Consider the following 18,771-nt stretch of genomic DNA (forward strand, 5'->3'; position numbering starts at 1 on the left):
AGAATATGAATACTTTACCTAGTTTTACCACAGCTTTATTTTTTACGCGCGCCGTATCCACGTTTTTTCAGTTCAAGTTTGGCAATCATCCCTTTATGCACTTCATCAGGGCCATCGGCTAAACGTAAACTACGTGCTTGAGCAAAGAATCCTGTTAATGGTGTGTCTCGAGAAACACCTGCACCACCGTGAATTTGTATTGCCATATCCACCACTTTTTCCAACACACTTGGTGCAACCACTTTAATGGCTGAAATTTCAGTTAAGGCAGCCATATTGCCTAAAGTATCCATTTTGTATGCAGCGTACAAAGTCAGTAGGCGTGCTTGATCAATAGCAACTCGAGCTTCTGCAACACGTTCTAAGTTACCACCCAATTTCAGAATTTCTTTTCCAAATGCAGTTCGACTCATTCCACGGTCAATCATCAGTTCTAATGATTTTTCCGCAGCTCCTATACAGCGCATACAGTGGTGAATACGACCAGGTCCTAAACGACCTTGTGCGATTTCAAAGCCTTGACCTGCACCACCAATAAAGTTAGATGCAGGAACACGCACATTATTGAAGCTAATTTCGCCATGGCCATGTGGTGCATCATAATCCCCAAATACGGGTAACATCCGCTCGATGGTTACACCTGCTGAATCAATCGGTACAAGAACCATCGAATGTTGATGATGACGATCTTTAGTTTCATCAGGCGTATGCGCCATAAAAATAATAATTTTGGCATTTGGATCACCTAAACCTGATGACCACCATTTACGTCCATTCAAGACAATTTCATCACCCTCAACCACAGCAGTTGCCTGCATGTTGGTTGCATCACTCGAAGCAACTGCGGGTTCCGTCATACAAAATACTGAACGAATTTTTCCTTCCAATAATGGTGTTAACCATTGCTGTTTTTGTTGATCGCTACCATAACGCCATAACACTTCCATATTGCCGCTGTCTGGGGCATTACAGTTAAATACGGTTGGGGCAATTAAGCTACGACCTGTAAACTCTGCAATATGCGCATATTCTTGTACGGAAAGCCCTGTACCCAATATTGGATCGGGTAAGAACATATTCCATAAACCTGCTGCTTGAGCTTTAGCTTTTAATTGTTCTAATTGCGCTGGCCATTGCCACTGAGTCCAATCCCTACTTGGATTTAAGCGATGTACTTCATTCCAAAACTCAGTTTCTATTGGCTCAATTTCATTTGTAATAAATGCTTTTGTACGTTCTATATAGTCTTTGGCACGTGCTGAGAGTTCAAACATAGGTTTATCCTGTGAATTTTGTATATTTTCGCTTTACAGTACATTAGCTTGAAAATTAGTATGAATGAAATGATTTTATTTAATCTAAAACTATGATTAATATTCATAATAACGTAGACATGGATTTAGCGACGTTCTACCGTATCGATATCAATCTTTATCCTCTTTTTATTGCTATTTATGAGCTAAAAAGTATTTCAAAATCAGCACATATACTCAATATTACACAATCTGCTGCTAGCCACGCCTTACAACGTTTGCGCTTACAACTGCAAGATGATTTGTTCATTCGTGCAGGCAATCAGATGTTGCCTACGCCGTTCGCAGAACAATCTTATCCCATCATCAAAAAAGCTTTGCATGCTATTCAAAGTGTTTCACTTCAGAAACAAAGCTTTGAACCCATCATGATTAAAACACTTAAAATTGCAATCCATGATGAAATTGAACCGATTATTTTCCCACGCCTTTTTCAACACTTCCAACAACTCAATTTAGAGATTCAATTTACAAGTTTTAAACTAGATCGTAAAACTGTTGTTGCGGATTTGGCCGCACAGCAAATTGATTTTGTAATGGATTTAGAACAAAATTTTGGAGAGAAAATTCAATTTCAAGCACTGGTAGATGACCGTTTTGTTGTCTGTACTCAACAAGCTCAAATGAATGAAAAGCATTATTTTTCTTCTCCACATATTGGCGTATCTTCCCGCCGTACAGGGTTATTATTAGAAGATATATATTTTCAACGTCAACAATTGAATCGGAACATTTTATTACGTTGCCAGAACTACTCTACGGCCCTCCAAATATTAGAACAAAATGATCAAGCGATTTTAACTCTACCAGAGACAATTTTGTCTCACTTACAAGTCGGCTCGTCTTTAAATATTTTTTCTGTTCCTACTGAATTACCTTATATGAAAATGGGTATGTTTTGGCATAAAGATTTAAATGAAAATTTAAGGCATATTTTTTTGCGCGAGCAGATTAATCTTATTTTTGCTTAGGCTATTTTGTAATATATTTAAAAATGCTTAGGTTATTTATCTTTCTTAAATTGGTTCGATACTAAATAAAAAAAATGGTTTGCATTGCAAACCATTTGAATTGAAAGATTCATCACTTAATAATTTAATCTAGATTTATTTTCATCTATCCAAATCTATTTAATTTATTGATTAGAACCTACACCACTTAAAAAAAGAAATCATAGGACTTATTTCCTCTTTCGAATCTAGGTTTATTGGAAAACTCTAAATCGTTCGGCATTTTCAATATATGTTTTTTCTTTGGCTTCTGCCTCTATTGAACCAAATACAAGTTGAGCACGTAGTTTCCAATTTTTAGGAATGTCCCATTCATTATGAACTTGCTCATCTACAATTGGATTGTAATGCTGTAAAGATGCCCCTAGCCCTTCTGTATGCAAAGCTGTCCACGTTGCAAATTGAGCCATTGCGGTAGAATGCTCTGCCCAAATTGGGAAGTTTTCTGCATATAAAGCAAAACGAGTTTGTAAATCTTCTACCACGCTCATATCTTCAAAAAATAGAATCGTACCCAATCCAGCGGCAAAACTATCCATTTTAGCCGCGGTTTTAGCTGCTGCTACTTCATCAGTTGCGTAAGTCTGTAATTCTTTTTTCACGAAATTCCAAAACTTTTTATGCTCTGCATTAAATAAAATTACGGCGCGTGAAGATTGCGAATTAAATGAAGATGGACTTTCACGAATTGTTCGCTGAATTAAATCCGTTAAATATTCAGGTGTTTGTTTTACATTTTTTGCCAATGCATAAATGGTACGACGTTGTTCAATTAAGTTCAGGAATTCATTTGCCATGTTGCATGCCTTGAATGAGGGTTTAATAAAAGGAGAATTCTTAGCCTGTGCTTTGCTAATATCGAATATTATGCAAAATCAATTCCAACTTACTTATAAATATTAATAAAAAACATATCTATATTTTTTATATTTGGTAAAAAATAGCTTTAATAGACACTTATACGATATTTAGAATAAAACTAAAATTCATAAGCCGATCAAATCATTTACCCAATAAAAAACCATTCAGCCGTTGATACCAAATGGTTTCTTGTTTTAAATCAGAGTTTTAATAAATCTTAAGCTAGATTCGCTTGCAATACATTATTTGGAAGATGGGCTTTCCAGATTTCTCTTAATGTTGGTAAGTAGAACTTCTCGCCCAGTTCAACCAATTCAGCATCAATCAATGCATGAATTTCGTGCATAAATAGATAATCAAGTTCTACTGTTTTTAATTTTGCGTGTTTTTGGGCTTCAGTTTTGCGCTTTTGTTGTGCACGCTTAACTAATTCATCCGCAAATTTTTTATCCTTAAATTTTGCCAAGGCTGTCAAACGTAGTTCAATCACACCCCAACCACTTAAAAGCAACTTAAATAGTTCAAAATCCTCAGTGTTTGATTCCCATGTCATTTCCTCTAAATTTTCATTTTCAGGCAATACTGGAAGTAACAGCTCCATCACACTTGGAAAAATCTTTTTAAAATTTAGAATAAATTTAACAGGATGCTCGCCTGGGTAATCCTTAAATTGAATACGTTTCTGAACATCTGTCAAATAAATAGAGAGCATTAAAAAAATCCTAGCATAAACCACTGTTTCCAAATGAGTTATTTTTTACCCTGCAAAATAAATGCGAAATAAAAACAAAACGGAAACAAAAAAAGAAAGTCATTTTAGCAATTATGACATTTTATTCAATGTAAAAACACGCTTTCTACGATGAACATTCATATGAAATGAACACTATAAAAAACCGCCCTTTCAGGCGGTTATTTTCACTTCAATAAATTGTACCTTTGATGTGGCAAAGTGTTCAGCTTAAACGTGTGTTGGTAATCATAAGCTAGCCGTTTTACGTTGTATTTTTGGCAATACGGAATAGGCTATGGATTTTAGATCAGTCTTAATCGCTCATTCGAACTTAAGTTCCATTGGTAAGAATCCAATTTCTTTCTTAAAGATGCCTCCCCAGTTAATGGTAAGAAGCGCCAGAAGAAGAAAAGATAAGGATTTTTAAAAATACAACCACCAATATTGGTCGCATTTCAACCTATTGGATTTAAATATAATTTAATGTATTTAAGTCGTCATATATTTTAAGTAAATTGTGCACACCAAAAAATATGACTAATTTTGGATTCATGATAATGCAAATAAAACTACTTTTACTTATAGGGCTTTTGGGCTCCCTTTCTGGATGTCAGGTTGTTACAACTGCAGATAATAAAAAATCTGTATCTATGTTGCCATTAAACATCCCTGATGAAGTACGTTATTTAAACGTATCACCGAAAGCATCAATTGAAGAAAAGCGGGAAGCATATACTAATCAGCTGGTCAGCACAGCTCAACAATATGCAACTATAAAAACCATTCCATACGAATTTTTTCAAGGATCTGGTTCTCTAAGTGCCTATCCATATACCCTTTATACCTTTGATCAAAAACGCGTAAAGTTTATTGAAAACTCTATACTCAGTCCTTCAACGACTATGACTAGATTTGATTATTCTCAAGCAAAGTTAAAGTTACCAGTCGGACAACATGACCTTGTTTTTGTGAGTGGCGTTGGAAGTCACAGCTATTTCACACAGATTAAAAATGTGATTTTAGAAGCAAACAAAGACTATGTAATTGGGGTAGACAGAATCCCTAACGGCAAAGCACAAGTTTTCATTGCTGAATATGAAATCGATTCCAAATTTAAGCTTAACGAACCTGAATCAATTATAGTAAAAAAAAGAATCATCCAAGGTGTGGAACATGGGAATTTCAAACGTGTATCAGTTTATTAAGTTTGGAAGCACTTTTGGTCTGTTAGTTTCTGTTTTAACATTACAAGGTTGCGTCAGAATGATGCTACCCACTTCAGATGTTGAATTAGTAACGAAATCAATTAATGGTGGTGGTTCAGTAGAAGTCCCTTTGGATTATGTACAATCATATGCAAATTTAAAGCAAGCATACATCAAATGTATGGAATACCGAACTTTGAATGATTCCTTAAAAATTGATGCCTATTTGGATCGTGAAAACAGTATTGGGACTTTTTACGGCAGACCACCATATGGGACTTATATTTTTAAAACAACCATTACGCCTATTAATTCAAATACATCAAAACTCACTCTATATACAATTCGAGGTAGTCTATTAACGGACAATGCCAATCAAAATGTATTAAATAAACGTTTAGAGCAAGATAAAATCCGTGCTCTAGGGCAAGATGCTAAATGCAATAAAGATTAGTAATTTTAGACTAAAGCTAAGCAAGTAAGGCGCCTCACAGCGCTTTATGTTTTAGAAAAGTGTACCTACTTGTTTAAGCATCACATTCATAATACCCTTTCTACTCATGATCGTTGTCATACTCTTTTAATTTTAGTTTCTTAAATCTACGACTATATAAATTTTAGGAAAATATATTGGATATCCAGTTTGACCGCTTAAGTAAAATAAGCATTGTCGATATTATTGAATTGAATACGAATGATCGAGTTCTTAAACAAATGCCTTTAGCTAATGGCACTATTTTTGATGAGGAGAAATGTATTGCATGGGTAAATGAAAAAGAAAAACAATGGACCGAATATGGTTATGGTCCTTGGGCATTTACAATTGATGGAAAATTCATAGGTTGGGGAGGATTACAATATGAAGATGGCGATGCTGATTTAGCATTAGTACTACATCCTCAATACTGGGGCGTTGGTAAGCAAGTTTTTAATGAAATTATAAAAAGAGCTTTTAATGAAATGGGGTTTGAATCAATAACTATTTTACTACCTCCTACAAGGAAAAAACTAAAGGCTATCTACTCATTAGGATTTGAATTGGATGGTGAAGTTACTCTAAGTAATGAACATTTTATAAGATACCGTCTACATAAGTTAGTAGCTGATTTAACATGATAGTTGTCATACAAAAACGAGGATTATAAATCCTCGTTTTTACTTTGAATTAGCAATATTGTACTAAAAAATAAGTTCAAAGATATTTAACCGCCATAAATCACAGCATCTGGTATCTCAAAACGTTCATGTGTATTTAATTCAATTAAAGATAGATCTGCTCTTTTCTGAGTTTTTCCCGAAGGAGATATTAATTTCCCATTTTTAAATTTCAGCATATATTCTTTATTTTCTTGACCGAATATCGTTACTGTGGATGTCCCATTTCCTTGACGAACAACTCCAAATGGACATTGCCTAGTAGGCTGTCCTACACTTAAAGAGCAGGGTAAATCTCCTGTAGCATCAAATTTTTTAGCACCTTTACTGGTATTTTGATCTAATATTTGAATATAAAGCTGGAAACTTACAGTCTTATTTTGACGAGCAGTGTTTCTCATTTGATAAACTTGTATGGTGTATTCACCATTCGAAGGTAAAATAATTTCTCCAACCTGCCCTTCAGTCGAACCAATAAAAATTGCCTCATCTTTCCCTGGTTTTTTATCAGGAGAAAAAATATTGATATTTGCTAAATTACTATTGCTCTTTACGTTAAATTTAAGAACTTGTCCTTTTTTTGCGTAAATTTTATATTGCACATCATCATAGCCTTCAAATTTTCCCGTTTGAGTTTTTTGATTTGTACCCTTTGAAAACACTATAGATTGTTCAGCTGTTTGAGCAAATGTAGCCACAGAACCTAATGATACAAGCATTGATAGAAGACCAATATGTATGGTTTTTTTCATTTTAATCTCTCATATAATGACATATATAAGTATAAAGGGCTCTAGATTTTATTCTGTAACATTTTTTCTTTTAACAGAGTGGTAGTAATAACTAAGACCATCACTTTAAAGGCCTTTTCATGGCTTCACATTTTTTGGAACTACTCTTGGTAATACTCTCAATCATCAATCGCTGTTCTCTGTGTTGAACCCTAAGACGGGTTTAGTTAAGATATTGATGATTATAGGAAAATATCAAGTATTCCTTAGAAGATATTCTATGTTAAATAATCAGGAAATAATAATGGGAATTGAGTATTTTATTATAGGAATAAGTAGGGATGGTGCACCTACTCAGGAAGATGTTTTAGAACTTTTTAGTCCATATTGGACTGAAAAAGAAGAAAATTACTATTTTTTAGATTATGGAAAAGAAGTTTATCAAGGACTTATAGTTCATAATGAATGTCACTTTAATATTGACTTTCATGAAGATAATTTAGCTGTAAAAGGCGTAACAATCTTTAAACCATGCAGCGATGTGAAACTGGAACAAGCTATTTTTCAGTTAATTTATAAGTTTCCAATGTTTGTAACGTACCCTTCTGAACCATTATTAATTATTACAGCAAACTTCAAATGTACTGAAATGATAAAAGAACAATATCCTGAACTAATAGAAAACTTAACCGTAGTATCATCGTTTGAAGAATATAATAGTCTTAGTTAAAGGGTAACGAACTGTTAGTAAAGAAATAAAAACACATTAAAGATTAAAATTGGAACTTAATAATCCCATTTCTGATATCATACAAAGTCTTTTATGTTAATTTTAGAAATGTTAAAAAAATGAAAAATCATCTTTTCATTAATTTTAATTCTAGCTATTTCCTGAAGCATAAATTAGACATTTCACGGCTTTCCAACAGAACTTTAAAAATCGTGCGTATAAATTTCCAATAATCAAGATTATATTGACCCGAATAATTAAGGCTTATCTAGATAGCTCAACATTTTCATATCATGTTTATTATTTTTGAAAGCATCTATGTCTTTAAAAGAATTTTTAGCTACAGCTTCAGGGCTAGAGTTTACGCCACTTGTGGATAAATAATTTATATTATTAAATTTATTAAGAAAAATATTAATTTTTGTTATATCTCCTCCCATAACCAAAGAGTTTGTATATTTCATTTTTGCATACTTATTTCCATATTTCGCATAAATATAATAATCACTATATTCATTTATTTTAGTTTTCTTATAATCCTGTAAATTGGAGTTTTTATATAAAAAGAAATATGTGTTTGTCTCACCAACATACCTACTTGGTTCATAACCATCTAGTAAATAACTATATGTATTTACTATGATTTTTAAATTTTCCTTGCTTATACTTTCATCTAAATTGATATTTATTTCAGTATCGTATTTTTTTTCAAAATTAGCAGCTATTATTGAAATAATTAGACCTATAAGAATGATCACTATCCAAATTTGTTTCTTCAAATTAATTATTCCTATGATCATTAAATTGATTTTGGAATGCAGTTTCGATTAATACACTTTTACATCTTCTGCTTAGAACTACCCTTCACGAAGTTCACCGACCCTTCAGCATCAATCCCCTATTCCAATTGCTGAATATTAGAACAACTTAGACTAAGACATTGATGTTAAAAGATATACTTCTAGCTTTTCGTACAAGGTCTATTATGTTAATTCAAAAAATACCCAATTATCAAATTAAAAAGATAAATAAGAAAATAATAACTTTACATCAAAGTACAGGCTTTCTAGCAAATACTTTGCTACATACAAATAAGGTTCTATTGCAACTATATACCAGTGTTTTACTACCTATTATTGAATACAGATAATCTTGAACTAACACAAACTATTATTATCTATATAATTTTAAAAATTTTTCCACTTAAATTACTTTGGAAAAGCATTTCAAAACTAGGTCGAATATCTTCACCATCAACCGTGATATGTTTTATATTCGAATGACATTGCGTATTGGCAAATTGATGGTCCACTGTTGCTTGAATAGTGAGTTTAACTCCAAACTGATCTTTCACGCTAAGACTATGTTTAAACATATAAATATCCTCAATAAAATTGTATTAAAAACTTAAATTTTTAATGTTTATTAGTTTTATCTTTAAGAAACCTTATGGTTTAATTTAAATAATTGATTCGGGGAAGCATAAAATGTACGGCCATCAAAATTTAAATCAACCTCAATTCCAGATTCCAACAGAACTCTTTTACCGACTTCAATTTGTTTGAAACCTTGGCGTGTATTTTGCATTTTATTAAGGGGAATTAATGAAACAACAATTTCAGTACCATTTTTAGATTTTGCAATTAAATCATTTATTTTTAACAACTTATATCCTTTTTTAGAGATTTTTGACTTTTGAAAACAAATTTCAAAGTATAAAAAGCACTCGTAAGTGCTTTTCTCTGCTGCCTATTATTTAGATAGCAACAATATTTACAGCATTCGGTCCTTTTTGACCTTGAACTACACTAAATTCAACTTGCTGGCCTTCATATAAGGTTTTGAAACCTGAACCCGTGATTTCTTTGAAATGAGCAAAAACATCTGGACCAGATTCCTGTTGAATGAAACCAAAACCTTTCGTTTCATTAAACCACTTAACAGTACCTTTAACAACATTTGAGTTTGACATAATATATCCTACTAATTTTTAATAATTTTTAGTCATTTGATTGACTGATTATAACTTTGAAATAATAAAGAATGAGACTTAAAATCTGAAAAAACGAAGGATTATGACTAAAACTGCGATACTTAAAGAAGATTTACCGAAACAAGACTTTTTTCTAGTTAAGTTAAATATACACTAAAAATAGGAATAATCAAATTTTTAAATATATATATTTATTATTCTTATAATTAAAGTAAGAAAATCATTTAAATTCAACTAGATAAATTCAATTTTACATTTTAATCATCATTAAATTTTTTTATTTGCTCAGATGGCTTTTTTAATCTAGTCAATCTATAAGTTTATATAATTTTCATAATGGTGTTAGTTATTCAAATTTTAGAAATGATGTTCTCCCGATACAAAATGCTTTTTCGATGTTTTGGCCTCATCTCAACTTTTTAATATTTTGTTTAGAAAATTAGTTAAAGCTGATACATTAAAAATGAAATTATAAAAATGAAATGGTTCAACTAATGAAAATTAAATACCCTATTTTGCAATTAACGGTAAGCTGCTTATTTTTAGGGTCATCATATACTATAGCCTCTCCTATATTACCTAATAATAGCAGATACCAAACATCTGATATTGTGAGTAAAAATCCTGGTTCAATATTATCTATACAAGAAGAAAATACAGATCTATTTACAAATGCTTCACAGCGATTCTTAATCACTTATCATAGCCGTGGAGTTCATTCAGAACCAATTATAACTTCAGGGTATCTCTTACTTCCTAAAGGGAAAGTGGCTAAAGAAGGTTGGCCTATTCTCGCTTGGGCTCATGGTACAACAGGTGTTGCAGATACTTGTGCTCCGTCTGGAGATTATCCTGGTGGGCCAGTCCATGTCTATCAGCAAATTGCTGCTAAAGCACTCAATGCTTGGCTCGCTCGTGGATATGCTGTTATCGCACCTGATTATCAAGGTTTAGGTACTCCAGGTGGACATCCATATATGAATGCTGAAAGTCAGTTGCATACTGTTGTTGATGCTGTCAGGGCAACCCACTATATGAAGCAGTATAAATTCAGTAAAAACTGGTATGTCATGGGACATAGTCAAGGAGGTGCTGCATCTCTAAAAGTAGCAGCAGACGGCCAAAAAGATGCACCTGAGTTTAATCTACGTGGTGCGATTGCCCTCGCACCAGGTGGCTACCAATATGAGGGAATTGCTGAATATGTTGCAAATAATTCAAAAATTACCACAGATGTTGCTGCTTTTTTTCCAATCGTTCTTCTTGGTGCAGAGGCAGCAGATCCAAACCTGAACCCCACCAATCTAGTCAATCCAGAAATGGGGCAAATCCTTAATTATGCACGCAGTCGTTGTTTGTCTGAATTGCAAACAGATCTGAAGGCTGCACCTAACACTGTATTTAAACCGAATATAAATTTGCAACCTTTAACAAATTATTTAAAAAAACAGTCTATTGAAAATATGACCCCTACTGTACCGCTACTGATTGTACAAGGTGAGAAAGATCAACTCGTAGATTACCGTGGTACTTATGCTTATTATCAAAAAATATGTGCAAAACAAAAACCTGTTGCATTTCATCCTATCAAAAATGGCGATCACCGTGATTCTCTGAGACAAAGTGAATTTCTGATTGGAAGCTTTATCAACTCAGTTGAGGATGGTAAATCTGTGAATACGTGCTCTTCAAAATAATACTTTAGACTCAGTAATTTAAAAGTTTAAAAATACTTATATGAAGACCGAGAAATTAAATAATTCGATTTTTTAATATAGATGAGGAGATAAATAAAAATGAAGCCAGAAAGTCTACTATCATTGAGGGATAAAACTGCCCTTGTAACAGGTGGTGCAGCAGGTATAGGAAAAGCTAGTGCTCTCATTCTTGCACAATCTGGTGCAAACGTGATGATTGCAGATTTAAATTTAGAAGCCGCTGAAAATACAGCGCAAGAGATCAATAAACTTACTGGCGGCAATATAAAATGTGTTGCATGTAATATTCTGCAAGATGATCAATTGGTCAATGCGGTAAATAAAACTATAGAAAACTTTGGTAAAATTCACATCTTAGTGAACAATGCTGGGGGCGGTGGTGGTGGCCGTGAATCTCCTGATCAAATTACTGTAGATACAATTGAACGTGATTTTCAGCTCAATGTTTTTGCTGCTTGGCGATTATGCCAGCTTGTAGCACCACATATGAAAAAAGCTGGTTATGGTTCAATCATAAACATTAGCTCTATGAGTTCAATTAACAAAAGTCCAGCTATGAGTGGGTATGCATCATCAAAAGCTGCCTTAAACCATATGGTGGCCAATTTAGCACACGATTTGGGTCCTCATATCCGTATCAATGCTATAGGGCCTGGAGCAATTCGAACAGCCGCACTAGAAACTGTTCTTACGCCTGATATAGAGCAAAGAATGCTTTCTCATACTCCACTATGCCGATTAGGTGAACCTGAAGATATTGCCAGAGCCGTATTATTCTTTGCTGCACCTATTTCATCTTGGATTTCAGGACAAACATTATTTGTAAATGGGGGTGGTGTACAAACACTGGATTAAATTTAGATTTCAAACCATATTACAAAGTACTTATTTCAAGCAAAAAGTACCAATATAAAAGCTCTCATTGCGAGAGCTTTTGATAAAATTTATTCATTTCAATGAATAAAAATTGCCACAGTATTATTAGCTAGACTTCCTTTTAACACTAAACCTAAGAAAAATCTAATTCCTTTTCAAATGCTTTTAGTTCAAAGCGAGCCATAGCTAAATTTGATTTAGAACGATCTAAAACTAGATACAAGAACAAGTTATGGTTGCTTTCAAGAGGTCTAATTGAATGATATTGCTTACCTAAAGTAATTAAAATATCTTCAATATTATCATTTAATTGTAGAGCTTTCGCTACTTTACGTTTCGCGCGAATCACTTCTGTATTACCTGCTGCTGCAAGTTCTAAATCTATCGTGGTTCCTTGAACAGCTAAAGCCAAACCACTCTCACTATCGACCAATGCAGTTGCAATAAAACCATCTATACAAGTTAAACGATCTAAAGCTATACGAGCCATATTACTTTCTGCCTTATATTAAGAGTTTCTTGAGGAATATTGATTTAAAGACCTAATTTTTTACGTAGTTTCATAAAAAAACTGCGGACTTTAATCATCTGACCTTCATCAACTGCTGCATCGCTTTTCATGAATTGAGCTTCATGAGAGTCAATCCATGAACCCATTTTGAGCATATGGGAAAGTGCAACGAAGCGGATAATCTGTTGTCTTGAAATCTTTAGTTGATCAATTACCGTTTTAATCTGAGCCCCTTGAGCAAAACAAGCAGCAATTTTTAATAGCTTTCGACGCTCATAGCCTGACTCAAATTTTGGCCAGAGCTCCAGTTTAAAATATTGATTAATATCTATTTCTGGAAGGTCTAAGTCACTAGAGTAATAACCCTTCTGCCATAACCAGCTACGTAAATCCTGAGCATCTAAGTTTTTCATTGTTTCTTGAGCAAATTGATTTGTGGCGTAAGTTTGATTCAGACTTTTATCAAAAAAAGTTATAGGATAATCGGTGTTGACCCACACTCTCTCAGTCATGGTGTCAACCAAAGCCAAAAAACCTCGACAATCGAATAACTGTATAAATCCATTTTGAGCCGATAAACATTGAGCAACCACGGTTGAAATTGGAGTAGATGTTTCTAAAGTTGTTGGATTTAAGTAGAAATGATCATGTGGTTCATAATCAAAGAATTTTTCTTGCAGCCATTCGCGCAAATCATCTGACTTGGTTACAGGATAAGATAAGGTATCCTCTACAATCTTGCCCTGCTTTTCTGGAACTTTAATCAGACGTAAATACTGCACATGAACATGAGAGAGAATTTTCTGAATGGTGAGTGAAGAAAAAAAAGCATCATTAATTATGAGGAGGTCAATATTTTTATCAGCGATATTCACCCACCGCACCATCACTTTATCAGGGACTGCTAATAGTATTTGGCTTTTAAGTTGGTCAAGCACATTCAGGCTTATCCCAAATACAGCAATATTTAAAAACTTTTTCATACTCTAACCACATTAAGCTAGGGGTCATTACAATAGGCAATTCATTACTTTCATAAAAAAGATATCTATCTATTTATTTTGGCTCAAGATTCAGATGTTTTTGACTTCATACTTCATTCGGCCTATCAAAGCATCAAGTGAATCTAGCGCAATAATGATCATTTCATAGTGAGCATGTTTACCTCCGTTAATATCATATATTTATTCTCCAACCGATCACAATCGAGGATTGAGGATCTGAAATGAAGGCATACTTATATTTACTTTGATTTCATGTTTAAAGCATTTCAAGGCTTCGGGTTTCAACAGCAGTAATTAAGACCTCAACCAAAAGTAAGACATCATCTTTCTGTCTGGCATCAACAGCAAATAAAGGATAGTTATAGTGATGTAAAGCCATCCACTCTCTATAGATCTTGAGTACCTGATCCGCTTGTTGATCAAGATGTGTAATACCTATAACTATATTTTCACTGTAGCTTTGAAATGCATTGATAAAAGTTTGCAATTCCTGCAAACGCTCCTGATTTGAATGATCAATTAAAAGAGCAACTCCAATCGCACCTTTGCAGATAATGGGCCACATAAAATCAAAACGATCTTGCCCAGGAGTACCATAAAGTCCAATTTTGGTATCATCCTCGAGCACTATTTCGCCATAATCGATTCCAACCGTAGTGGAGTATTTACTGTGTCTATTAATATCTGTATTAATTGCTTCCGTTTCTATTACTGGAATATCTGAGAGTGTTTTAATAGCTGCTGACTTACCAGCCCCCATGCTTCCCCCAAAAACAATTTTATGCTGCTGTAAAACCATATACGTACTTCTTCCCTTCAAGCTTTGATAAAGTCTTAAATGAGTTGTATTGGGAAGCTTTAAAACTAAATTAGACAGAATTTGAGCCTATATTTAATTAATTACTTCAACTAGTAATCTAAATAAATAGATGCTTAGTGAATCTTTTAGCCATCATCACTCTTCGAAATAGAACTTACGATTACATGTGTGAACAAATTGTGAATTAAATTAACATTTTAGGTTTTTATATAATTATTACTAATATATTTATTAAGTATTTCTTATTTAAAGGGTAAATTAAAAAGTTTGTTTAGGAGAAGTATCGTTAATTACACAACAGACGTAAAGGAGTAATAATTCTTTTCCGCTTTAACAAAAATGAGCCGCAAGCATGGTCCAATATTTGAGTTTTCATAAGGCTATGAGTATCTGTACTACATCATCATGTTTTGCCTAGCAACCAAGGAATATACGATTACTATACGTACACGCTCAACAGAAAGTGACGCAGTTAAGCACCAATATTCACGATTGTTGCAATCAAATTTTATATCAATTTCTTACCAAACCATTTTTTTCTAAATGACATTGTTTCATGTATAAAAATAATGGAAGCCCTACAAATGCACCTCCTACAAATGATGCAATTATAGGAATCCATAATCTTTTAATTTTATCGTTTTTACCTTCATTCATCACCATAACAACAATAACAATTACCGTTACGATGACATCTAGCCATGCAAAAGTTGCCAATGGATTTTCAATAATTTGGTCTATAAACAGAGATACATTAAATCCATATTCAGTCAACCAAAGTAGAAATTGTGAAAATGGCAGTATTATCCCGACCAAAGTGAGTAGAGCATATATTTTTCTCATATCTTATATCCATTTAAATTATTTATTCATATTTAAATTAGCATAATAAAAATTATATAAAATAGTACTTCTACTAAAGAATTTTTAGACCGCATATCAGCTTTATAATCACGTAAAAAAATGCCTCTTTCAGTCAGTCATTTTCATTTCAATAATTTGTGTCTTCGATATGGCAAGAACTTCAACTCGAATATATTTTGATGTGTAATAATTTCTTTACTCTGCCACACTTACATAGCCTCCATCAATTCATTTCAAACTCATTTAACAAAAAACTTATTTTTACAATATTTATAGTTTTCTTACTTACTCACATGATCATTAGTATGAACACAGGAATAAAATCGCTTTGCTGAACGGAATAATTGCGGGAATATTTACTTCATAGTACTTCGAATCAACATCAGACAAGCAATTAGCAATTCACCATTTCCCAGAATAAAATGGGTAGACAAATCCACTAACCACAATCAAAAAAAGAATAATGATCGGTAAATTACTTTTCATATAAGTAATCATCTACTTTTAGATTAGGCACATGGATTGATTTTGAAAAAACGCATGAAAAAGGAATCTTCCAGTTTTAACTCAAATTTTTGAGTAACCCTAATAGGATGATAAATATTACTTGTTGCATATGGATAAAAACTTGTATTCTTAATACTTGAAATAATTTTCTTATCTAAATCTATAATCCCGCTACTTTTGAGAATAGTTACAGCAGTTATTTCACCATACTCATTTGCCTCAATGTAAGTATTAATAGTTCTGTCTTGACAGCCCAATTCAACATTATTTACGTCAATTTTCGGTATCTGCTTCCATTGTAATCCAGTAGTATAAGGCTGCTCAACTTTCAAGGCCCAAACCGAAGTAGTACACAAAAACGGTAGAAAGACAAAAGTTAGAGGAATCATCCCAAAAAAATTCATTTATTATTTACTCAAAAAAGTCTACATTTTCGATATTTTATTTAATACACTAGTAGTAACTAGCATAGCTCCATATACTATAGCAAAAATATGTTATATTTTGTCTCCAGACAATCAACATGTAAGATTTTTAACTATATTAAATAGAACGTATAAAAAGAAAAAACGATCTTCGCATGTAAAAGATTCTCTTAAAAAGCTTAAGCTGATTCTTGGTATTAAAGAATACTGAGTAGAATACCAAATTAAGAAACTACGGAATATCTATTGAAATGCAATCATTCATAGATACTCCGTAAAGCATCATTAGAAGCTATAATTTCTATCATTGCCTAATTTTGAAAATTGATCTTCCATATCATTGAATGCATCAGTAAAGCCATCCAGTGAAATTTTATTCTCAATAAGTTGTTTTTTATTATTCTGAAATCGTGTAAAAGCATAATTTCCACTTTTGAATTGTTTGATCAGTTCTGAACCATTTCGAAATAATCCCTCACGCTCTTGAAGGATTGCTTTATTATCTACATGAATAAAAGCTGGATTATCCTTTAAATGTTTTTCACCAATATTTACAATGTATTGAGAATTAACATGCAAGATAGAAATAGGTCCTTTACTCATAACACAAGCTTTCATATCTTCAAATACTTTATACTGACACTTTATTTTCCAGCTAGCACGGCCAAGCAACTTATTTTCTATTAAGTCTATTTCCGCATTATTGCTTAGTTTAGCATTCACTCTTAAGATTAATGTAGAAATCTGATCTTCAGATGCATGTGTGTTATTTGCAATGATGGGATTTAGGATAAAAAAAGATAAAAAAAAAATTTACGCATAATGAAATCCCCAGTACTTTAAAAAAGCTATAATAATCAACATTTTCTTGATTTCTATTGCGTAATATATCATTTTTAAAAAATAAGTGTGTTTTTTTACAAATAAATTTAAATATGTTGATCACTACACACTTTTTAGTCAAATTACTTTCAAGTTGTTATTGTCTAGATTTCATTGTGCAAATCTTTAAAATTTGACTAAATTGAATAAGTCGTAGAGGCTATTGCTCCAGAATATCAAAAACATAATTTCACACTTTCTCCTGAAGACAGGACAATTTATTCAGTCTAATAATATAAATATATAATTTCTAAAATTAATGTATTTCTCATCAAATGCTAACTTTAGAAGTTTTTGAATAAAATTCAACTCTCACAGGGAAGACTTTTTCATTTTTATCATCATAACGTTAATCAATACATTTGATACCACTTTATATACAAATATCTGTTAATTTTCTTCACCTTTATATTAATATTCAAATAGGTATCCCATGTTCTTATGTATTTAGCCCCCCATAATCATATTTATAGAAATTTTATATTTGAATAAATAGAACAAAATTCAGACATATAAATAAAAATTTATCATCTTCAAATAGTGAGCCTAAAGTATAAAATTTATTGAACCCCGTATTAGATTAGATAAATATTACTTAAAAGAAGACATTCAATTCGATTAAAAAAATTCAACCTGTGACAACTAAAACTTGAAATATTGCGTGCTATTTAGGGTGTATGATTGCACACTTATAAACCATATCATAAAAACTAGTCTATGATTCCTATTGTGAAATTACAATATAAACAGGATTAGAGTTAATCTAATAGAACTTTAAATATATTATATATTAAATAAAAATCAGCTACTTGAACCAGATAATAATCTGATTAACAATCTATTATATGATTTCTTAAGATTTATAAAAAATAGCAAGCCAGATGGTGATTTGGTTAGGATCCGTCTGAACCACTTTGTGTTTAACGTGTGCAGGAATATTGATATAATCGCCAGTGGATAGCTCACGTTTTGAACCGTCCTCAAATTCTAGTGTTGCTTTCCCTTCAACAACCATGACCCATTCATTCTCATCCTGATCATACCAACCTGTATCAGGAGAGCTATGTCCTTTAGAAATAATCCGCTCTATTCTAATGGCTGAAGTATGAATAATCTCCTCAAATACTTCTAGGCTTAGATCTTTCGGCAATGAATCAAATATATTGGCTGAATTTATTATCATAGATTTGTTTTATGTAGAGTATTTATTCAATTTTATGTTATTAACTTAATAATTTTCTACTAGGCAATAAAAAAACACCCCCTTCTGTATAGAAGGGGGTGTTTGAATTAATGAGCTGGCGATGACTTACTCTCACATGGGTAACCCCACACTACCATCAGCGCTAAGAGGTTTCACTTCTGAGTTCGGGAAGGGATCAGGTGGTTCACTCTTGCTATTGTCGCCAGCACAACTGTTTATGGACTTGTTC

At 32.6% G+C, this 18,771-nt stretch carries 21 protein-coding genes, 1 rRNA gene and 1 pseudogene; 7 read left to right on the forward strand and 16 right to left on the reverse strand.

What is annotated here, in order from left to right:
* Positions 1-35 precede the first annotated feature (35 nt).
* Positions 36-1,274 (reverse strand): acyl-CoA dehydrogenase family protein, encoded by a 1,239-nt coding sequence (locus I593_RS13170; RefSeq protein ID WP_016168077.1) that lies wholly within the window; start codon positions 1,272-1,274, stop codon positions 36-38.
* A gap of 92 nt (positions 1,275-1,366) precedes the next feature.
* Between I593_RS13170 and I593_RS13175 the strand changes: the two genes are divergently transcribed.
* Entirely contained in the window at positions 1,367-2,284 is a 918-nt protein-coding gene (locus I593_RS13175; protein ID WP_016168078.1) for a LysR family transcriptional regulator, read from the forward strand.
* Between the two features lie 233 nt (positions 2,285-2,517).
* Here I593_RS13175 and I593_RS13180 read toward each other — a convergent pair whose 3' ends face one another.
* Together I593_RS13180 and I593_RS13185 are read right to left on the reverse strand one after the other, a co-directional pair.
* Positions 2,518-3,120, reverse strand: coding sequence for a nitroreductase family protein (locus I593_RS13180; protein WP_016168079.1), 603 nt, complete (start codon positions 3,118-3,120; stop codon positions 2,518-2,520).
* A gap of 281 nt (positions 3,121-3,401) precedes the next feature.
* The gene (locus I593_RS13185) at positions 3,402-3,896 is read right to left on the reverse strand and encodes a hypothetical protein (RefSeq protein ID WP_016168080.1); all 495 of its coding nucleotides are present in this window, start codon (positions 3,894-3,896) and stop codon (positions 3,402-3,404) included.
* Between the two features lie 578 nt (positions 3,897-4,474).
* On the opposite strand from I593_RS13185, the gene I593_RS13190 reads away from it, so the two are divergent.
* The 3 genes from I593_RS13190 to I593_RS13200 all read left to right on the forward strand — a co-directional run bounded on the left by I593_RS13190 (position 4,475) and on the right by I593_RS13200 (position 6,238).
* Positions 4,475-5,122 (forward strand): hypothetical protein, encoded by a 648-nt coding sequence (locus tag I593_RS13190; RefSeq protein WP_016168081.1) that lies wholly within the window; start codon positions 4,475-4,477, stop codon positions 5,120-5,122.
* Positions 5,091-5,576, forward strand: a complete 486-nt coding sequence (locus tag I593_RS13195; protein WP_016168082.1) for a hypothetical protein — start codon at positions 5,091-5,093, stop codon at positions 5,574-5,576. The genes I593_RS13190 and I593_RS13195 overlap by 32 nt, the downstream gene beginning before the upstream one ends.
* Positions 5,577-5,752: 176 nt before the next feature.
* The gene (locus tag I593_RS13200; protein WP_016168083.1) at positions 5,753-6,238 is read left to right on the forward strand and encodes a GNAT family N-acetyltransferase; all 486 of its coding nucleotides are present in this window, start codon (positions 5,753-5,755) and stop codon (positions 6,236-6,238) included.
* 374 nt (positions 6,239-6,612) lie between these two features.
* On the opposite strand, the pseudogene I593_RS13205 reads toward I593_RS13200, so the two are convergent.
* Positions 6,613-7,029: pseudogene (locus tag I593_RS13205) on the reverse strand (DNA breaking-rejoining protein); the annotation flags it as partial.
* Positions 7,030-7,288: 259 nt separating this feature from the next.
* On the opposite strand from I593_RS13205, the gene I593_RS13210 reads away from it, so the two are divergent.
* Positions 7,289-7,738: a hypothetical protein gene (locus tag I593_RS13210; RefSeq protein WP_228130580.1), complete on the forward strand. Its 450-nt coding sequence runs from the start codon at positions 7,289-7,291 to the stop codon at positions 7,736-7,738.
* 257 nt (positions 7,739-7,995) lie between these two features.
* Here I593_RS13210 and I593_RS13215 read toward each other — a convergent pair whose 3' ends face one another.
* The 4 genes from I593_RS13215 to I593_RS13230 all read right to left on the reverse strand — a co-directional run bounded on the left by I593_RS13215 (position 7,996) and on the right by I593_RS13230 (position 9,710).
* A complete protein-coding gene (locus I593_RS13215) occupies positions 7,996-8,517 on the reverse strand; it encodes a hypothetical protein (RefSeq protein WP_016168086.1) in 522 nt (173 codons plus the stop codon).
* Between the two features lie 398 nt (positions 8,518-8,915).
* The gene (locus I593_RS13220) at positions 8,916-9,113 is read right to left on the reverse strand and encodes a hypothetical protein (RefSeq protein WP_016168088.1); all 198 of its coding nucleotides are present in this window, start codon (positions 9,111-9,113) and stop codon (positions 8,916-8,918) included.
* A gap of 62 nt (positions 9,114-9,175) precedes the next feature.
* Entirely contained in the window at positions 9,176-9,403 is a 228-nt protein-coding gene (locus I593_RS13225; RefSeq protein ID WP_016168089.1) for a hypothetical protein, read from the reverse strand.
* Positions 9,404-9,494: 91 nt separating this feature from the next.
* Positions 9,495-9,710 (reverse strand): cold-shock protein, encoded by a 216-nt coding sequence (locus I593_RS13230; RefSeq protein WP_016168090.1) that lies wholly within the window; start codon positions 9,708-9,710, stop codon positions 9,495-9,497.
* A gap of 503 nt (positions 9,711-10,213) precedes the next feature.
* Between I593_RS13230 and I593_RS13235 the strand changes: the two genes are divergently transcribed.
* Both I593_RS13235 and I593_RS13240 read left to right on the forward strand, forming a co-directional pair.
* Complete coding sequence (locus I593_RS13235) at positions 10,214-11,428, forward strand: alpha/beta hydrolase family protein (RefSeq protein ID WP_171069599.1); 1,215 nt, start codon at positions 10,214-10,216, stop codon at positions 11,426-11,428.
* Positions 11,429-11,527: 99 nt separating this feature from the next.
* Positions 11,528-12,304, forward strand: coding sequence for a glucose 1-dehydrogenase (locus I593_RS13240; protein ID WP_016168092.1), 777 nt, complete (start codon positions 11,528-11,530; stop codon positions 12,302-12,304).
* 154 nt (positions 12,305-12,458) lie between these two features.
* Here the strand turns inward: I593_RS13240 and I593_RS13245 are convergent, their stop codons facing one another.
* From I593_RS13245 to rrf, 8 genes are all read right to left on the reverse strand, one after another.
* Positions 12,459-12,815: a hypothetical protein gene (locus tag I593_RS13245; protein WP_016168093.1), complete on the reverse strand. Its 357-nt coding sequence runs from the start codon at positions 12,813-12,815 to the stop codon at positions 12,459-12,461.
* A gap of 44 nt (positions 12,816-12,859) precedes the next feature.
* Positions 12,860-13,819: a hypothetical protein gene (locus I593_RS13250; protein WP_016168094.1), complete on the reverse strand. Its 960-nt coding sequence runs from the start codon at positions 13,817-13,819 to the stop codon at positions 12,860-12,862.
* Between the two features lie 277 nt (positions 13,820-14,096).
* Positions 14,097-14,639 (reverse strand): GTP-binding protein, encoded by a 543-nt coding sequence (locus I593_RS13255; RefSeq protein ID WP_016168095.1) that lies wholly within the window; start codon positions 14,637-14,639, stop codon positions 14,097-14,099.
* Positions 14,640-15,173: 534 nt separating this feature from the next.
* Positions 15,174-15,503 carry a DUF2834 domain-containing protein gene (locus tag I593_RS13260; RefSeq protein WP_016168096.1) on the reverse strand — a complete coding sequence of 110 codons (330 nt, stop codon included), beginning with the start codon at positions 15,501-15,503 and terminating at the stop codon, positions 15,174-15,176.
* A 530-nt stretch (positions 15,504-16,033) separates the two neighbouring features.
* Positions 16,034-16,363 (reverse strand): energy transducer TonB, encoded by a 330-nt coding sequence (locus I593_RS19800; protein ID WP_154653745.1) that lies wholly within the window; start codon positions 16,361-16,363, stop codon positions 16,034-16,036.
* Between the two features lie 378 nt (positions 16,364-16,741).
* Entirely contained in the window at positions 16,742-17,179 is a 438-nt protein-coding gene (locus I593_RS13270) for an invasion associated locus B family protein (protein ID WP_016168098.1), read from the reverse strand.
* A 1,012-nt stretch (positions 17,180-18,191) separates the two neighbouring features.
* Positions 18,192-18,521 carry a cupin domain-containing protein gene (locus I593_RS13275; protein ID WP_016168099.1) on the reverse strand — a complete coding sequence of 110 codons (330 nt, stop codon included), beginning with the start codon at positions 18,519-18,521 and terminating at the stop codon, positions 18,192-18,194.
* 113 nt (positions 18,522-18,634) lie between these two features.
* Positions 18,635-18,749 (reverse strand): 5S ribosomal RNA (rrf, locus tag I593_RS13280).
* Between the last annotated feature and the right edge of the window lie 22 nt (positions 18,750-18,771).

The sequence above is a fragment of the Acinetobacter tandoii DSM 14970 = CIP 107469 genome (assembly GCF_000400735.1).
In the GTDB taxonomy this organism is placed as follows: domain Bacteria; phylum Pseudomonadota; class Gammaproteobacteria; order Pseudomonadales; family Moraxellaceae; genus Acinetobacter; species Acinetobacter tandoii.